Raw genomic sequence first — 16,701 nt, 5'->3', positions numbered from 1 at the left:
TGTTCTCAGCCGGGTAGAAATCGTCCGAGGCGGCAGTGTATTTGCCTATCCTGACCGTTAAATCTTCTCTAATCATCCTCAGGTAACGATTGGATTGATGATCAACGTTTGAGCTTTAAGAAGCTCATACCATTTCGTTCCGGGATAAATTGAAAGCTTTAATGCCAGGATCAAAGATATAGTCTCAAGCTCAGGGATTACAGCTGCAAAAGATTGCTCACGGAGAGATTTTACCTGCCCGCATTAGCGTTCCTTCTAGCAGTGTATGGTTCCTTGAGTTGATGTCTATATTATAGCCTGATCCCCATAAGCAGTAAAAAGCCGTATCATTTGAATCTGGAACCATTATACATATAACCCTCTTGTAAGCGCTATTATCCTTGCTTATTCTTAGTTTTTTAACTAATATTCCATGGATAATTGCTGCTGCTCTTAATGTATAATTCACTTATGGCGTAGGAGTTAGGAAGAATGGAAGGAGTAGAGCATATATGAAGCTGTTTCAGATGAAGACGGCGCCGTTTGGGATTGAGCGGGTGACGGAGTTTGTGCAGGACAATTATGTTTGCGCCGGATATCCCGGCATCGGTGATTTGGAACAGGCAAGCCGCGAAGAAATCGCCAGACGGCTGCATCAGACCTCTGCCTACTACGGGCCGGAACTGGAAAAGGCGCTGGACAGCCTGGACATCTTTGTACATACAATGCAGGACGGAGATTATGTATTGATCTCAGACGGGGAGTGGGCCTACCTTGGTGATCTGGGCGATTATTTCTATGAGGAAGCCTGTGACCATCCCGAAGATGGCCGTTGTCACCGGAGAGGTGTAACCTGGCTGAAGAGCTTGTATAGTGCAGAGCTGAATCCCATGATAGGTGAACTGCTGGCAAATGCTCTGCCAGTCTCGCAGTATATAGGAACACTGCCGCCTGAAAGGCTGGACCTGTGGCTTGCGGATGCGGGTCTTGGAAGCAGTGAGCAAACGAAACACACAGTAAAAGTTGATGAAGAGATAATTGCTGAAGCACTGTCTGTTCTCACGGCTGCGCTGCACAGTGAAGATGCCGAACGGCGGGAGCGGGCGGCTGCGGCCATTCTCCATTATGCGAAATGAAAGTTAACCAGAGGTGAAATTAAAGCGATTTCACTATATAATAGAGTGATGTTGTACGAAGCCTATTAAGTAAGATGCTGCTCTACAAAACTAAGCTGATGCTTCCCAAGCGAGTTTGTACGATGCTAGTCAAGGAAGCAGATGCTCACAAACTTTCAGGAGGTTCCAATGGCAATTCAATATTTTTCCGACGAACGCATCTTTCATCTTCAGAGCAAGGCAACCAGCTACGTGATTCAGTTGCTGCCTACCGGAGTTCCGGCACATGTATATTGGGGCAGAAAAATCCGTTCAACCGGTCTGTCCTCCATCCTACAGCGGGCTGAACGCTGCTCCTTCTCGCCAGCCCCATATCCTGAGGACATGTCTATCTCTTACGACACGATAGCACAGGAGTACCCGGTATATGGTGTGGGTGATTTTCGTCATCCAGCCTACCAGATCCAGGCTGAGAACGGAACTACGGCCTCCGAGGCGCTGTATGACAAACACCGCATTTACCGGGGAAAGCCTGCTCTTGAGGGGCTGCCAGCTACATATACAGAGCATGAAGAGGAAGCCGATACACTGGAGATCGAGCTGCTCGATCCTGTGGCCGGGCTGCGGATTATCCTCAGCTATACCGTATTTAATGAATTGAATGCCATTACCCGTTCTGTGCGGTTTGTCAATGAAGGCAGCCAGTCGCTGAGGCTGCTGCGTGGACTCAGCATGAGCGTGGATTTCCGTGACTCGAATTACGATATGCTTCATTTGTCCGGGTCCTGGGCGAGGGAGCGATATGTGGAACGCAGAGCGCTTGCTTCCGGCATGCAGGGTATCGAGAGCCGCCGGGGAGCGAGCAGCCATGCGCAGAATCCATTTATCGCCCTGCTGTCCAAAGGTGCGGATGAAGACCATGGCGAGGTATATGGCGTCAGCCTGGTTTACAGCGGCGGATTTAGCGCACAGGCTGAGGTTGAGCCGTACAAGACAACCCGCTTATCCATCGGGGTTAATCCTTTCGACTTCAACTGGCTGCTGGAGCAGGGACAGGCGTTCCAGACTCCCGAAGCCGTACTGGTCTTCTCGGCGGATGGCATCGGTTCGATGTCACGGACCTATCATAAGCTGTACCGTACCCGGCTGAGCCGCGGCACCCACCGCGACCGTACCCGGCCAGTACTCGTCAATAACTGGGAAGCGACTTATTTCAATTTCACCGCTGACAAGATTGAAGATATCGCCCGTGCCGGCAGCGAGCTTGGACTGGAGCTGTTTGTGCTGGATGACGGCTGGTTCGGTCACCGCAATGATGACCGCAGCTCGCTGGGGGACTGGTTCGTGGACGCGAATAAGCTGCCGGAGGGATTGGATGATCTGGCCAAGCGTGTAAACGGGCTGGGCCTGCAATTTGGCCTCTGGTTCGAACCGGAGATGATTTCTCCGGACAGCGAACTGTACACCCGGCATCCCGATTGGTGCCTGCATGTGCCGGACCGCCGCAGAACAGAAGGACGGATGCAGCTTGTGCTCGATTTCTCCCGTGAGGATGTCTGCCAGGCGATCGGCGACAGGATAGCCGATGTGCTGCGCAGCGCGCCAATCTCCTATGTGAAATGGGATATGAACCGCAATATGACCGAAATTGGCTCCGCGCTGCTGCCGCCGGAAAGACAGCGTGAAACGGCGCACCGTTATATGCTCGGTCTTTATGGAGTGCTTGAACGGATTACCTCGGAGTTTCCGGATGTCCTGTTTGAGAGCTGCTCCGGCGGGGGAGGGCGCTTCGATCCGGGAATGCTCTATTATATGCCGCAGACCTGGACAAGCGATAATACCGATGCGATCAGCAGACTCAAAATCCAGTACGGAACAAGCATCGTCTATCCGCTCAGCTCCATGGGCAGCCATGTCTCGGCCGTGCCGAACCATCAGGTACACCGCAATACTTCTCTTGAACTGCGCGGACATGTCGCGATGTCAGGCAATTTCGGCTATGAGCTGGATCTGACAAGGTTTACGGAAGAAGAGAAGGAAACGGTAAAAGCACAGGTAGCGCTCTACAAGGAGCTGCGGCCGCTGGTGCAGTTCGGGGAGCAGTACAGACTGCTCAGCCCGTTTGAAGGCAACGAGACCGCATGGCTGATTGCGGCTGAAGATAAATCCGAGGCTGTCGTCGTATATGCCCGGACACTGGCTGAGCCTAATGATTCGCTGTATTATCTGCGCCTGAAAGGACTGGATCCCGAAGCGGATTATGAGTGGCTGGAAGGCGGAGGCGTGTACGGAGGAGATCATCTTATGTATGCGGGGCTGCCACTGCCGAATCTGCACGGTGATTTCCAGAGCGTGCTCTGGCGTTTCCGCAGAGTCTAGGATTTAACTGGTTATTATTATCACAAAAAGGCCTTGCCGCGATACTGCGGCAAGGCCTTTTTGCAGGTTGCAAGGGTCCATCTCAGAAGAATTCAACAAACTCATTTACCGGCTTGCGGTAGCCGCGCGGTCTGATCTTGCGTTTGTAGTCTTTGCCGATGGTAATCATCAGAGCCGGCACAAGATGGTCAGGGATATTTAGGGTGGCCTTGATGGCATCGGGATCAAAGCCGATCATCGGGCAGGTATCCCAGCCTTTATCCTTGGCAATCAGCATGAACTGCATGGCGGACAGGGAGGCGTTGCGAATGGCTTCATCACGCTGGAAAGCATCATTTCCTTCATAGGCATCGTTGATGGATTGAATGGTGTTGTCATATTCCTCCTGGCTCATGGCGCCAAGCAATTTCAGTCCGCTGTAAATTTCGGGTGCCTGCTGATAGGCAAGCTTATCTCCGAGCACAATAATAACGGCGGAAGCCGTATGGATTTTATATTGGTCATAAGCACCTCGGCGTATTTCCTCCTTCAGTGCCGGATCGCTGATCACCTTGTAATGTGTATGCTGCAAATTGGAGCTTGAAGGGGCGAGCCGGGTGAGAGAGAACATGTCCTCCAGCTCGTTTTGCGGGATCTTGATCCCTTCCACGAAATTCATAGCTGATCTGCGGGATTGTACCAAGTCTGTAAAAGTACTCATGATAAATACCTCCAAATGGTTATAAATTAATAGTTAATAAATATCAATAACTTATGTAAATAAACTAACTTACTAATGGTTACTTACTTAAGATAGCACGGCAATTGGGAATCGTCAATGATGTATTACACTAAATCGTGAAATTAAGTTCAAATAGAAGATAATTAATAAAAACGACAGAAAAGAAGTGATTATAATCACAAATTAAGGTTATAAAGGCAAAAAGATTGTGACGTTTATTACATAATAGGTGTTATAATAGACGCATGGGTTATTGAATTGACTATTATCAAGCGTTACAAGCTAATGCAGAGGAGAGTCCAACAATGTCAGAAACAATTACGCAAACCACTCCTGAACAGGAAGCACCGAAAGCCTCTTTAACCAAAGAGGATATTCTGGATCAGCTTTTGAAGCCGGAAGTTCAGGAATCTTTAACCACCTTGATAGAACAGCTGCCGCAGCTTACACAGCTTGTAGGTGTATTAACGAAGTCTATGGACTTTGTACAGTCGGTTGCATCCGATGAAGTACTCAAGAATGATACGGTGGGCGCTATTAAAGAAATTGCCGAGCCGGTAGTAGGTTCCGTCAAAAATATGGCGGCTACTGTGATCGAGGCGAAAGACCGGGCGAATGAAAGCACCGAGACGATCAGCGTGTTCGGAATGATGAAGATGATTAAGGATCCGCAGGTTCAGAAGCTTCTCCGCTTTATGAATGCTTACCTGCAAGTCAGCGGCGAACGCAGCCAGCAGAAATAATTAATTCTAATCTCATACGTAAGGACGGAGGAAACATCATATGTCAAAACATATCGTTATTCTAGGAGCAGGTTACGGCGGATTGCTGAGTGCCTTGACTGTGCGCAAATATATGAGCAAAGCTGAAGCAAAGATTACAGTTGTCAACCAGTATCCAACCCACCAGATTATTACCGAATTGCATCGTCTTGCCGCAGGCAGCGTGGAAGAGAAAGCTGTTGCTATGCCGCTGGCGAAGCTTTTTGCCGGTAAAGACATTGATCTTAAAATTGCCAAAGTAAAATCCTTCTCCGTTGAAAGCAAACAAATTGCGCTCTCGGATGGCACGAATCTTACTTACGACGCCCTTGTTGCTGGCCTTGGCAGCACGACGGCTTATTTTGGAATTCCGGGACTTGAACAATACAGCATGGTATTGAAATCGGCTGCCGACGCCAATAAAATTCACGGTCATATCGAAGACCGGATCCGTGAGTACGCAAAAACCGGCAATGCGGCTGACGCGACGATTCTAATCGGCGGTGGCGGATTGACGGGTGTTGAGCTTGTAGGTGAAATTGCCGACGTGCTGCCGAAACTCACCAAACGTTATGGGGTGGATCCAAAAGCGATCAAGCTGCTGCTCGTGGAAGCAGGTCCGAAGATTCTCCCGGTACTGCCCGATCACCTGATCGAACGCGCTACATCAAGTCTTGCTGCACGCGGCGTACAATTCCTAACCGGTCTTGCCGTTACTAATGTGGAGGGCAACACCATTGATCTGAAGGATGGCCAGAAAATTGTGGCCAACACGTTCGTATGGACCGGCGGTGTACAAGGAAATCCGCTGATCGGTGAATCCGGTCTTGAAGTTAACCGTGGACGTGCAACGGTAAATGAATTCCTGCAATCCACATCGCATGCCGATGTATTTGTTGCCGGTGACAGTGCTGTTGTATTTGCTCCGGACGGCCGTCCTTATCCGCCGACTGCACAAATCGCCTGGCAGATGGGTGAGCTGATCGGCTATAATCTGTATGCTTACCTGAATAATAAATCGCTGGATACCTTTAGTCCGGTCAATTCGGGCACACTCGCCAGCCTGGGCCGTAAAGACGGGGTTGCTATTATCGGCGGCAACTCAACGCCATTGAAGGGCTTGCCTGCAACGATGATGAAAGAAGCAAGCAACATCCGTTATCTGACGCATATCAAAGGTTTGTTCAGTCTGGCGTATTAATTTAAATTAGCCAGCTTTGCTGGAAGCCAGTTCATAGGATCCCCTTTTAGTTACCCGAAAACACCTGGTTTTTTCTTGAGGTGCGGGTGCTGGAAGGGGTTTTTTTTCTGTGCTGAATTGCATAGTTAATAACTGGAAATTAATTTAAACTAAATTTGTTTTGGGATGTATATTGAATACGTGTGGTAACAGGAGGCCGGTATGATGCTGTTTTATAGATACACACGAAAAAGCGCACCGGCGGTTATTTTCATCTCTGGCTTGGGAGACGGGGGTGATTCCTGGAGTGGGGTACAGGATCGGATAGCAGCGTTAACGACAACCCTCTCCTATGACCGGGCCGGAATCGGCGCAAGCACAGTAGCATCGGGTTCCCGTACTTGTGATGACCTGGTTCAGGAACTGCATAGGCTGCTGTCCAAGCTGGCAGTGGAGCCGCCATATATCTTGGTAGGACATTCTTTCGGCGGATTGGTCGCCAGACAGTTTGCCGCTAAATTTCGATCCCGCACAGCGGGACTTGTTCTGGTGGATGGCGTACCGGAGTATAAGGAGCTTGCTTATGAGGAGGTTCTGCCCGTGCATTTGATCCCGGCGAACAGGGCTTATCTGGAGAATCCCCTGCTGAACAGCGAGAACATTGACAAGCTGGCGAGTTATAGGCAGATAGCTGAAACTGAGCTCCAATGGCCGGGTACTCTCCCGATGTCGATTATTACAAGAGGGCTCCCTGATGAAGGAGAAGGGGATTGGCCGTCGACTGCAATCCTCGAGCTGGAGCAGAAGCTGCAGAGGGGATTCTTGCGGTGGTCTGCGGCTGGCCGCCAGAGGATCGCGGGAGGCAGCGGGCACTATATTCACCATGATGAGCCGGAGATTGTCATTGAAGAGATTACGGCAATGATTGCACAATGTACCGATAGACCTGAAGGGGTGGAAGAATGACGGATACAAGAAACGGGTTAAAGCTGGATTTGCAAAGAATCGAGGAGGAACACTATCAGCTGCGTGATGGTGAAGCGGCAGGAGATTACATCAGCCGGATGCTGGAGTATATCGGCGACCCGGACCCGGAGCGCTGCCCACGCGGCAGATGCACTGGATGAACCGGTGAAGTGCCCGGAGAGTGATGCGGCGGTGCAGCTGGAAGTCCTGGATGCGGTACAGGGTATGCTCCAGAACGGCACGCACATTTTCAATGAAGAAGAGGATGAGCGGATAGCCACTATTGTCGACTCCATGGTATTCCATAGCCTGCTTCCGGAGGAACAGCTTGCCGGCTGGATTAGCGCTCTCGGGGAATGCGGCAGCCTGCCGAGGACCCGCAGTGTGGATATTAACCGGATCAATTGCAAAAATTTCCTCCGGGCTCTCTATTTCAGACGGGCCAGCCATATCCGTGGACAACAGCTTGAGGAGGCTTTCCTGTCTGCCGAAATGAAATTAAATAAGTTCACGATGCGAAGTTTGCTTTGACATCCTGCCATAATTGAGGGTGTCCGGAGAAATTCTATTTGATATAATGGAATATGTTTATACCATTCAGTGGTTTTATAGGAGGATTTAAACATGGGATTTAAAGAAAACGATATCATTTTGTTCCAGGGTGACAGTATCACCGATTGCGGGCGCAATTATGAAGACGCTTCATCACTGGGCGTAGGTTATGCAATGATGGCCGCCGCACGTCTCGGGCTGCAGTATCCGGAGAAGAATCTGACCTTCATTAACCGGGGAATCAGCGGCAACCGCATTACGGATTTGCAGCAGCGCTGGGATAAGGATTGCCTGGACTTGAAGCCGACCTGGGTATCCATTTATATCGGAATTAATGATACCTGGCGCCGCTTTGACTCCGGCCAGGAAACTACTGCTGCCGAGTTTGAAGCCGCTTACCGTGATTTGATCGAGCGTACAATGAGTGCGCTGGATGCCAGGCTGGTGCTGATTGAGCCGTTCGTACTGCCTGTGCCGGAAGACCGCAAGAATTGGCGTCAGGATTTGGATCCCAAAATCCATGTTGTGCGTGAATTGGCACGTGAGTACGGGGCCCCGCTGGTTCCGCTCGACGGCCTGTTCGCTGCGGCTTCCGTTAAAGCGGAGCCAGCGTTCTGGGCAGGGGATGGCGTGCATCCTTCTTCGGCCGGACATGCCCTCATTGCTGAAGCCTGGCTGAAAGCGGTAGGAGCAATTAACTAGAGCTTCAAATTATTTTGTTAAAGCTATCCCATCTGAGTGTGTTCTGAGACCGGTCCGTTATTTTATAGCGGACCGGTCTTTTTTTGATGCGCGGAGCTGAAAATTGGATGAGGCAGACCCATGCACGGACATTTCACTCTGCATCTGAAGACTGTTATAATTGTAGGGTACATATTACCGATACTTCATCTAACAAGCTCATGGCTAAGCCTGAATAAACGGAAGGAATTCTCAGAGCCACCGGGCGTCAGCACAAACCTCAAGATGAAGCTAGTGTTCGGAGAAGCGTATCAGGAATACATTATCAATGAAGAAGTTAACAATCTATACCGAAATAATAAATATTGAGTACATCTTATAGAGCGAGAGGAATGTTAAAAGAATGACGAGCGATACAGCAGAGGATTTGCAAGGTCTGAAAGCAGCCGGTAAGGTGGTAGGTTACACTATCGCCGAGATGAAGAAACATGTAAAACCAGGTATGACGACTGCCGAGCTTGATGCGGTGGGGGCGAAAATCCTGGAGCAATTTGGTGCAAAATCGGCTCCGAAGGTTACCTATAATTTTCCGGGCAGCACCTGTATCAGCATTAATGAAGAGGTGGCTCACGGCATTCCCGGCTCACGAGTCATTAACCCCGGTGATCTGATTAATATTGACGTATCTGCCGAGCTTAACGGTTATTACAGTGACTCCGGCGTTTCTTTTCAACTGCCGCCCTATAACGAGAAGCTTGTACATCTGTGCCGCAGCACGGAGGAAACCATGATGAGCGTAATCAATCATCTTCGAGCAGGCATGAAGGTGAATGAGATTGGCAGAGTGATGGAGAGTGAAGCCCGCAAACGCGGCTACAAAATCGTACGCAATTTATGCAGCCACGGCATCGGCAAATCACTGCATGAGAAGCCTTTCGAAATTCTCCCGTTTTATAATCCGCGGGTAACTACGGTGCTTAAAGAAAATCAGGTCATTACGATTGAGCCGTTCCTGTCTACCGGGGCTGACTTTGTAGAACAGCAGTCGGACGGGTGGACACTGAGTGTGAAGGACAATAGCCGGGTAGCACAGTATGAGCACACCATTATAATTACTAAGGGCAAACCGATCATTCTGACAAGCGCATAGAACCCTGCCGAGGGTAAGAGGAGCGAGCGATGTTGAAGATGGCCTTTATTCTTTTTGATGGAATTACTTTTCTCGATTTTGCCGGATTCTATGATGTTATCTACCGGCTGGGACAATTCGCCCCAGGTGAAGGGCTGGAATGGGATATTTGCGGTGTTGCGGAAGAAGTGACCGATGAGCTGGGGCTTACGGTCAAGATCGGCACAGTATTGCCGGATCTGTCGCAATATGATTTAGTCTTCCTGCCCGGCGGGATGGGAACGAGACGGCTCAGGACTGATGAGTCCTTTCTCTCTTGGCTGCGGGGAGCCGCCAATGTGCCTTATAAGGTTTCTGTATGCACAGGCTCACTCCTGCTGGGAGCCGCCGGATTTCTGGAGGGACGCAGTGCAACGACGCATCCCGCTGCGTACGATCTGCTGGCGCCCTATTGCGGCAGTGTGGTGAAGAGTCGGATTGTACAGGACGGCAGTATAATTACCGGTGGAGGGGTGTCTGCCTCCATTGATTTGGGGCTGCATGTCATGTCACTGCTTGCCGGTGAAGAGGCCATGCTCTCCGTGAAGAAGCAAATTGATTATCCTTATGTGATGCAGGGCATTGTACAGCAGCAATAAGCTGTGCAGGAAAACGGGGGAATTAGGATGACTGTAACTAAGACGGTGCCAGTGCCGATTCGGGAATGGATGGAGACGGAGGGGCAGTGGCCCCTGCTTGCCGGTTATATGCTGGACGGGAGCGGCCTGCCCGGACCACGGGCCAATCTGGAGCTGGCAGAGAGCTTCGCGATGTCTTTTGCCCGGCCTTCTGTAACGGAGACCTCATGGGCAATGCTTTCGTCATGGGCGCTTATTTCGGACCACGAGGCTGCTGCTAATGATCCCCGCGAGTTTCTGCCTTTTTGTGCTGTACAGGCCAGCTGCGCGCATTACGGGTATGCTGATGCAGTGCGGCGCACCCTGACAGAAGGCCTGCTGAAGACTGCCATGAATGATTCCAGATGGCGGCTGCGCGAGGCCGCGGCGATCGGTCTGCAGACCATTGGAGAATATGATTTTTCGCTTCTGCAGGGACTGCTGGATTCATGGAAAGCGGAGGCTACACTGCCGGAACAGCGCGCCTTTGTTGCCGCTTTAGCCCATCCGCCGCTGCTCAAGGAGCAGACCAATGCACGGTATAGCCTGGATCTGGCCGGCGGCATTATGGAAGGCATCCTCTCCTCTGAGCCGGGACAAGGCGATCGGGAGCATTATCGCGTGTTGTCCAAGGGTTTAGAATATAGTCTCAGTCTGTTTGTGGCCAGCGAGCCGGAAGCAGGTTTTGCTATGCTCCGCAGATTTGCACAGAGCGGCGATCCCCGGATGCTGAAGATTGTGAAGAGCAATCTGGGCAAAGCCCGGCTGAGTAAAAAATATCCTGACCAGGTTGCGGACCTCCTCACAGCATTGACAATGTGCTAAAATGTAACTATTATTGTTGCATCCAAAGCATTCTTTTGTTTAGGGCAATAAAGGAGAGATTTCCATGAACATCAGCACCCGGTTCGCGGTGGCTATTCATATTCTTACGTTAATCGACAGCAACAAGGAAGGCAAAAGCACCTCCGAATGGATCGCTGGCAGTGTCAATACCAACCCGGTGGTCATACGCAGAATTACAGGCATGCTGAACAAAGCGGGACTGGTTGATGTCCGTCCCGGTGTGGCCGGAGCCAAGCTGAACCGCACTGCAGCTGAGATCACGCTGCTGGAGATTTATCGGGCGGTTAATGCGGTGGAGGAAGATTCCTTATTCTCCGTGCATGAGCACCCGAATCCCGATTGTCCGGTTGGCAAGAACATCGCCGGTGCCATCGTGCCTGTATTCTCCCTTGCCCAGAAAGCGATGGAGAATGTGCTGCAGGAGGTTACCTTGGACCAGATTATAAATCAGATCCCTGTTTACTGAGCAGCGAAGGGGATTAAGAGTAATTTAAGTAAACTTTTAGCAAAAACTTATGTTTCTTTAAGGTTTCAGGAGTATATTAAAGATCTCCACCCCCCAGTGGATGCATTTTTGCTAGGAGCCTGCCGTGCCTCGGCAGGCTCCAATTTTTTTGGTTTGCTGCAATCCGAGGGTTCTACAAAATTCAGCAAACCTTTATTAAATTTTCATCCGGATTTAAGCTTTGCCGGTTATAGTAGTCACATGACCCCCTTATAATAGACCTTGACTCTGCCGGACGCTGGCAGGGTCACTTTTTTGTCCCTGTATAAGGAAATGGAGAGCGCGATAACATAGCAGGAGCTTTACACAATATTCCAAATGAATTAGACTGACACAAGACATGTGAAATGGAATGATTTTTGTGAAAGAGGATGGGATTTGAATGATGACCTTTCTGGCTGTGATTTTAGGCTTGGTAAGCCTCTTGGTATTTATGCTGATTATTAGAAAAGCGATAGATGATTCGAAAACTTCGCACAAACTGGATATTTTGATTCAGGAGATCAGGCTGCTGCGTAAAGAAATTAAGGAGAATAAGCATATTATTGATAAACGCCTGTAAAAGGGGGAGTTTTGCAATGATCTTATATCACAATCAGGAACTAAGCGTTAGAAGACTGGTGGCTCCCGATGCGGAGCTGCTTGTGAAATGGCTTTCCGATCCGCTTCTGTTGGAGTATTATGAAGGCCGTGACCGTCCGCATACAATGGAGATGGTGCTGGAGCACTTTTATGAAGAGGAAGCCGGGGGAATCACGCGGGGGATTGTCTGCTATAAATCGCAGGATGTTGGATACATACAGTTCTATCCTATTGATGCTGAAGAGAAAGCGGAGTACGGGTATACGGATTTTGAAGGCAGAATTTACGGCATGGACCAGTTTATCGGCGAAACTGCATTCTGGAATCAAGGAATTGGTTCGCAGCTCGTGGGGGAGACAGTTAAATATCTTACCAAGTCGAAGCAGGCAGACAAAATTGTGATGGACCCGCAATGCTGGAATCACCGGGCGCTGAGAGTGTATGAGAAACTTGGTTTTGTGCGGAGGAAGCTGCTTGTAGAGCATGAATGGCATGAGGGAGAATTCAGGGACTGCTGGCTCATTGAATATGCGGGCAGTACGAAATAAGGGGATACTTTATGAAAAATAACCATCTATCTATACTGGGGGCCAGCCTTATTCTTGGTGTTTGTTTTATTGTCGGCTGCCTGGTCATCAGCCATGAAAAGGCGGGTAGCAACGGAAATGCTTTGCAAGCCCAGAATACTCTGCAGCAACAGGACAAGGCATTAATGACGCTTCAGGAGGCTGCATATTTTCTGGGGCTGGAAGAAGAGCAGGTGCTCAATATTATGAAAGCGGAAAATGCAATTCTGAGCAATAATGGACCTTTTACAAAAGCAAAGCTTCCTTATATTAAAATTGATGACGAGTTCTTGTTCACCAGGGAGGACTTATTGAACTGGATTCGGACAGCCACCGCAGAGAAGAGAGTATACAGCGGCATCAAATTGCTGAATTGATTAAGCAAGACAATAAGAATGGACCCAAACGGAGGAACTTCAGTGGAGAAAATTGCAATTATTTCTGATATTCATGGCAATGTACCGGCTCTTGAAGCGGTACTCGCGGATATACACGGGCGTAATATCACCCGGATTTTTTGTCTCGGAGACATTGTTGGCAAAGGACCTAGCTCAGACCTGGCAGTTGATCTGGTGAAGAAGCACTGCGAAGAAGTTGTGATGGGCAACTGGGATGAATTCATCGGCCGTCCCAGCGAAATCGCCGTTGTACAATGGCATCGGGAGCTGCTCGGCCAGGACCGCCTGAATTATCTGAACTCCCTGCCGTTCTCGATTGAATTCTGGATGAGCGGAAAGTTCATCCGTTTATTCCATGCCTCACCGCGGAGCTTAAATGAGCGGGTCCAGCCCTGGGATGATTACGAACAGCGTTTATCCCTGTTCCTATCCTCCGGATTGTGCAAGGAACCAATCATGGCGGATATAGCCGGATATGGGGATGTTCATAATGCGTACCTTCAGCATCTGGACGGAAGGACGTTACTGAATGTAGGCAGTGTAGGGAATCCGCTCGATCTTACCCAGGCCTCGTATTTAGTTATGGAGGGAAGGTATCAAGATCGTGCATTGGCACCGTTAAATCTGCAATTCGTCAGAGTTCCCTACGATATCGAACTGGCTGTGCAGCAGGCACAGGAATCTCATATGCCTGACTTGGAACCCTATATTAAGGAGCTTAGAACAGCTGAATATAGAGGTAAGGGCGTGGATCACTAATGCTAAGCCAGACCTGACGGGTCTGGCTTTTCTTTTTGAAAGTAATTGACAAACTTATGGAGTGCAACTATACTAAAGTTAGTTAATATGTAACGGAAACAGTTACAAGTGTGAATTGCAAAAATGGAAGGTGTAAAGACTAAGCTGCAATAAGCGGCTAGACACGGACACCAGCATTTATTCAGGAGGAGATATTATGACGGCAACAGCGACATTGCATGAGGGTGTGCAAATTGGTTTAGTGCAGATAAGAGTAAGCAATTTGGAGCGTTCGATCGCTTTTTACCAGAATGTTGTGGGACTGAAGATATTGCGCCAGACCGGTCGCCAGGTGGAGATGACGGCAGACGGGCAGCATGTACTGCTCATCCTGCGGGAGATCGAAGGCGCGCAAATTCTGCGCCGGAATTCGGTAGCGGGCTTGTACCACTTCGCCATTCTCGTGCCTGACCGCCCCAGCCTGGGGCTCACGCTGCGCAATCTGATTGACTCTGGGATTCATATCGGTCAGGGAGATCATATGGTAAGTGAAGCGCTGTACATTCAGGATCCGGATAATAACGGAATTGAGCTGTACCGGGACCGGCCGCGTGATACATGGAAACGTGATGCAGAAGGGGACTATATTATGACTACGGACCCGGTAGATGCCGACGGTCTGCTGGCCGCTGCTGAAGGCTTAACCTGGAACGGCCTGCCTGCCGGCAGCGTGATCGGACATGTGCATTTTCATGTAGGTGATCTTGACCAAGCGAAGAAATTTTATGTGGATGCATTGGGCTTTGAGCCAACAACCCATTATGGAGACTCGGCGCTGTTTATCTCGGCGGGAGGTTATCATCACCATATGGGCCTCAATATCTGGGCGGGGCAGGGTGCTCCGGCGGCTCCGTCTGATGCACCCGGCATCGATTATTTTACACTGCTGCTGTCAAGCAGACAGGAGCTGGCGGAAGTGTCTGAGCGTATGCGGGAGGCTGGTTATACAGTAACTGAGGCAGACGGCACCCTTTCGCTCAAAGATCCATGGAACATCGGTTTGAAGCTGATGGTGAACTCGCAATCGGAATAATTTGCTTGTCCATCTTCACTCATTCCCCTATAATAATTGGAAATGAATGAGTGAAAGGGTGTAGATTTTGCAGAAATTCAAAATGGCATACGTAATCCTTTGTCATAAAAATCCTGAGCAGATCAATTTGCTGATTGATCGTTTAAGTGATGAACATGTGGATTTTTTCCTGCATGTAGACAAGAAGAGCGGCATAGAAGAGCAAATTGTTCACCGTGAACATATTCATTTTGTAAAAGATCCTGTTGAAGTGCAGTGGGGACATTACAGCCAGATTGAATGCATTCTTAAAGGTTTTGAGCTGATTAAGCAGCAGGGTTACTATAATTATATTCATATCATAAGCGGGCAGGATTTGCCCCTTGTCTCCAATGGGACGATTGTGGAGTTCTTCCAGAAGAACGAGGGGAAGGAATTTGTGAAGTATTTGCAACTGCCTAATGAAGCGGAGATGTGGGGCTGCTACTATCGGGTTTCTGTCTATTATCCAAAATTTCTTGTATCGCGGGTAAAAGCAGTCTCCGAGGTGCGCAACCGGTACATTAATCTGGTGATGTCGGTGCCTTGGCTTAAGCGGAGTCTGAAGCATCTCCCGGATAAACTATATAAAGGCTCAAACTGGATGTCGATTACCGGTGAGTGCATGGAGTATATTCTGGAATTCACCCGTACTTCTCCAGGTTACATCCGTTTGTTCAAGAACTCATTCTGCGGTGACGAAATATTCTTTCATTCGATTATTTTGAATAGTCCGTTTAAGGATAATGTAGTGAATGAAATCAAACGTTATACAGACTGGGAGACCGGACCGGAGTTCCCCAGAACGCTCAGGGCGGTGGATTACGAACGAATCCGCACACAAGGACAGGGAAGCTTCTGGGGCCGCAAGTTTGACTTGGACGTAGACCGCAGTATTGTCGAGGATCTTCTGCAAAAGGGTTGAACCTTAGGACCACTGGGTCAAAAACTCTTCAATCCTGATTCGATTACCGGGAGCGGACGGGATTTCAGCAGGAGGCAAGGCCGGATCTACCGGCCTTGCCTCCTGCTTGTTCTGCATCCAGTTACGCTTCCCCCTGTGACAACGCGGCGATCCGGCGGCCCGCATCACCGCGGTACAATCCTCCGTGATAGCAAATCACCTGCCGGATCTCCAAATCGGCGAATTTCTGCAAAGAAGCAAGTGCGGTAGCCATGTCGGGTGTCGCCGCAGCATCTGGCCCGTACAGTTCTCCGCCGCGCACCGTGAGGGCATCAGCGGCAATCAGTGTGCAGCTAGCCTGATGGTACAGGCTCAGATGCCCGGGGCTGTGGCCGGGCGTATGGATCACAGTGATTCCGCCGCCACAAGGAAGCCGTTCCCCGCCAATGAGCGTTTGATCGACTCTTCCTTTTGGTGGATGGGCAAGCACGGAGAGAAAGGCATGCCGCCATTCTTCCGGCACTGTAGGCGGCAGCATGGCTTCGGCGGCAGCCAGCGCTTCCGGCGTATGCTTGAGCAACATTTTATCGCCCTCAATATAGGGCTTCTCAATTTCGTGCGCCAGTACGGTCAGCTCGGTTTCAGCCTGCTCCAGCAGAGCGGGCAGGCTCCCGATATGATCGAGATCCTGATGGGTAATCAGGATAGTGCGCAGCTGATTCCAGGGTACAGAGGCTTCTTCCATAGCCACCCTAAATGTGGACAGCAGCCCCGGGTAACCAGTATCTACGAGAGTGGCGGCTTGTCCGTCCCAAAGCAGGGTGGGGTAAATCGTTTCTGTTCCACCCATAACTTGAACGGAAATTTCAAGCATGTCTATTCCTTTGGCGATATGCATAATGTTCCTCCTAAAAAGTTAGTGAGCCCGTGCT

The 16,701-nt window shown here is 49.8% G+C and carries 20 protein-coding genes; 18 read left to right on the top strand and 2 right to left on the bottom strand.

Translation table 11 applies throughout. The annotated features are described in order from the left end of the window. Window positions 1-491 precede the first annotated feature (491 nt). Both NYE29_RS30925 and NYE29_RS30920 read left to right on the top strand, forming a co-directional pair. Window positions 492-1,115, top strand: a complete 624-nt coding sequence (locus NYE29_RS30925; RefSeq protein WP_340898879.1) for a hypothetical protein — start codon at window positions 492-494, stop codon at window positions 1,113-1,115. A 168-nt stretch (window positions 1,116-1,283) separates the two neighbouring features. Next, the gene (locus NYE29_RS30920) at window positions 1,284-3,473 is read left to right on the top strand and encodes an alpha-galactosidase (RefSeq protein WP_340898877.1); all 2,190 of its coding nucleotides are present in this window, start codon (window positions 1,284-1,286) and stop codon (window positions 3,471-3,473) included. A gap of 82 nt (window positions 3,474-3,555) precedes the next feature. Here NYE29_RS30920 and NYE29_RS30915 read toward each other — a convergent pair whose 3' ends face one another. After that, window positions 3,556-4,173, bottom strand: coding sequence for a nitroreductase family protein (locus NYE29_RS30915; RefSeq protein ID WP_340898875.1), 618 nt, complete (start codon window positions 4,171-4,173; stop codon window positions 3,556-3,558). 326 nt (window positions 4,174-4,499) lie between these two features. Between NYE29_RS30915 and NYE29_RS30910 the strand changes: the two genes are divergently transcribed. The 16 genes from NYE29_RS30910 (at window position 4,500) to NYE29_RS30840 (ending at window position 15,790) form a co-directional block, all read left to right on the top strand. Continuing rightward, window positions 4,500-4,937, top strand: a complete 438-nt coding sequence (locus NYE29_RS30910; RefSeq protein WP_340898874.1) for a DUF1641 domain-containing protein — start codon at window positions 4,500-4,502, stop codon at window positions 4,935-4,937. 40 nt (window positions 4,938-4,977) lie between these two features. Next, window positions 4,978-6,156: an NAD(P)/FAD-dependent oxidoreductase gene (locus NYE29_RS30905; protein WP_340898872.1), complete on the top strand. Its 1,179-nt coding sequence runs from the start codon at window positions 4,978-4,980 to the stop codon at window positions 6,154-6,156. Window positions 6,157-6,360: 204 nt separating this feature from the next. After that, complete coding sequence (locus NYE29_RS30900) at window positions 6,361-7,101, top strand: alpha/beta fold hydrolase (protein ID WP_340898871.1); 741 nt, start codon at window positions 6,361-6,363, stop codon at window positions 7,099-7,101. Beyond that, window positions 7,098-7,262 (top strand): hypothetical protein, encoded by a 165-nt coding sequence (locus NYE29_RS34690; protein ID WP_342439717.1) that lies wholly within the window; start codon window positions 7,098-7,100, stop codon window positions 7,260-7,262. Before NYE29_RS30900 ends, NYE29_RS34690 begins: the two co-directional genes overlap by 4 nt. Window positions 7,263-7,266: 4 nt before the next feature. Then, on the top strand, window positions 7,267-7,632 hold the full coding sequence (locus NYE29_RS30895; protein WP_445322189.1) for a DUF2785 domain-containing protein: 366 nt from the start codon (window positions 7,267-7,269) through the stop codon (window positions 7,630-7,632). Between the two features lie 93 nt (window positions 7,633-7,725). Continuing rightward, window positions 7,726-8,355 carry an SGNH/GDSL hydrolase family protein gene (locus NYE29_RS30890; protein WP_076112142.1) on the top strand — a complete coding sequence of 210 codons (630 nt, stop codon included), beginning with the start codon at window positions 7,726-7,728 and terminating at the stop codon, window positions 8,353-8,355. A gap of 382 nt (window positions 8,356-8,737) precedes the next feature. Continuing rightward, a complete protein-coding gene (map, locus tag NYE29_RS30885) occupies window positions 8,738-9,484 on the top strand; it encodes a type I methionyl aminopeptidase (protein ID WP_038590301.1) in 747 nt (248 codons plus the stop codon). A gap of 32 nt (window positions 9,485-9,516) precedes the next feature. After that, entirely contained in the window at window positions 9,517-10,101 is a 585-nt protein-coding gene (locus NYE29_RS30880) for a DJ-1/PfpI family protein (RefSeq protein ID WP_076112184.1), read from the top strand. Between the two features lie 27 nt (window positions 10,102-10,128). Beyond that, window positions 10,129-10,944 carry a hypothetical protein gene (locus NYE29_RS30875; protein WP_076112138.1) on the top strand — a complete coding sequence of 272 codons (816 nt, stop codon included), beginning with the start codon at window positions 10,129-10,131 and terminating at the stop codon, window positions 10,942-10,944. Window positions 10,945-11,008: 64 nt separating this feature from the next. After that, window positions 11,009-11,431 (top strand): Rrf2 family transcriptional regulator, encoded by a 423-nt coding sequence (locus NYE29_RS30870; protein ID WP_038590310.1) that lies wholly within the window; start codon window positions 11,009-11,011, stop codon window positions 11,429-11,431. Window positions 11,432-11,852: 421 nt separating this feature from the next. Beyond that, window positions 11,853-12,032, top strand: a complete 180-nt coding sequence (locus NYE29_RS30865; protein WP_076112136.1) for a hypothetical protein — start codon at window positions 11,853-11,855, stop codon at window positions 12,030-12,032. A gap of 16 nt (window positions 12,033-12,048) precedes the next feature. Beyond that, on the top strand, window positions 12,049-12,600 hold the full coding sequence (locus tag NYE29_RS30860; RefSeq protein ID WP_076112134.1) for a GNAT family N-acetyltransferase: 552 nt from the start codon (window positions 12,049-12,051) through the stop codon (window positions 12,598-12,600). An 11-nt stretch (window positions 12,601-12,611) separates the two neighbouring features. Beyond that, window positions 12,612-12,995, top strand: a complete 384-nt coding sequence (locus tag NYE29_RS30855) for a hypothetical protein (RefSeq protein ID WP_076112132.1) — start codon at window positions 12,612-12,614, stop codon at window positions 12,993-12,995. Window positions 12,996-13,037: 42 nt separating this feature from the next. Then, a complete protein-coding gene (locus NYE29_RS30850) occupies window positions 13,038-13,775 on the top strand; it encodes a metallophosphoesterase family protein (protein ID WP_076112130.1) in 738 nt (245 codons plus the stop codon). A gap of 196 nt (window positions 13,776-13,971) precedes the next feature. Continuing rightward, window positions 13,972-14,847: a VOC family protein gene (locus NYE29_RS30845; RefSeq protein ID WP_076112128.1), complete on the top strand. Its 876-nt coding sequence runs from the start codon at window positions 13,972-13,974 to the stop codon at window positions 14,845-14,847. 82 nt (window positions 14,848-14,929) lie between these two features. After that, window positions 14,930-15,790 carry a beta-1,6-N-acetylglucosaminyltransferase gene (locus NYE29_RS30840; RefSeq protein ID WP_076112182.1) on the top strand — a complete coding sequence of 287 codons (861 nt, stop codon included), beginning with the start codon at window positions 14,930-14,932 and terminating at the stop codon, window positions 15,788-15,790. 121 nt (window positions 15,791-15,911) lie between these two features. On the opposite strand, the gene NYE29_RS30835 is transcribed toward NYE29_RS30840, so the two are convergent. Beyond that, window positions 15,912-16,667: an MBL fold metallo-hydrolase gene (locus tag NYE29_RS30835; RefSeq protein ID WP_076112126.1), complete on the bottom strand. Its 756-nt coding sequence runs from the start codon at window positions 16,665-16,667 to the stop codon at window positions 15,912-15,914. Window positions 16,668-16,701 lie beyond the last annotated feature (34 nt).

The organism is Paenibacillus sp. FSL M7-1046 (genome assembly GCF_038007405.1).
Lineage (GTDB): Bacteria > Bacillota > Bacilli > Paenibacillales > Paenibacillaceae > Paenibacillus_AQ.
The sequence above is the reverse complement of the archived record's forward strand: the minus strand, read 5'-3'. Positions and strand labels throughout refer to the sequence as shown.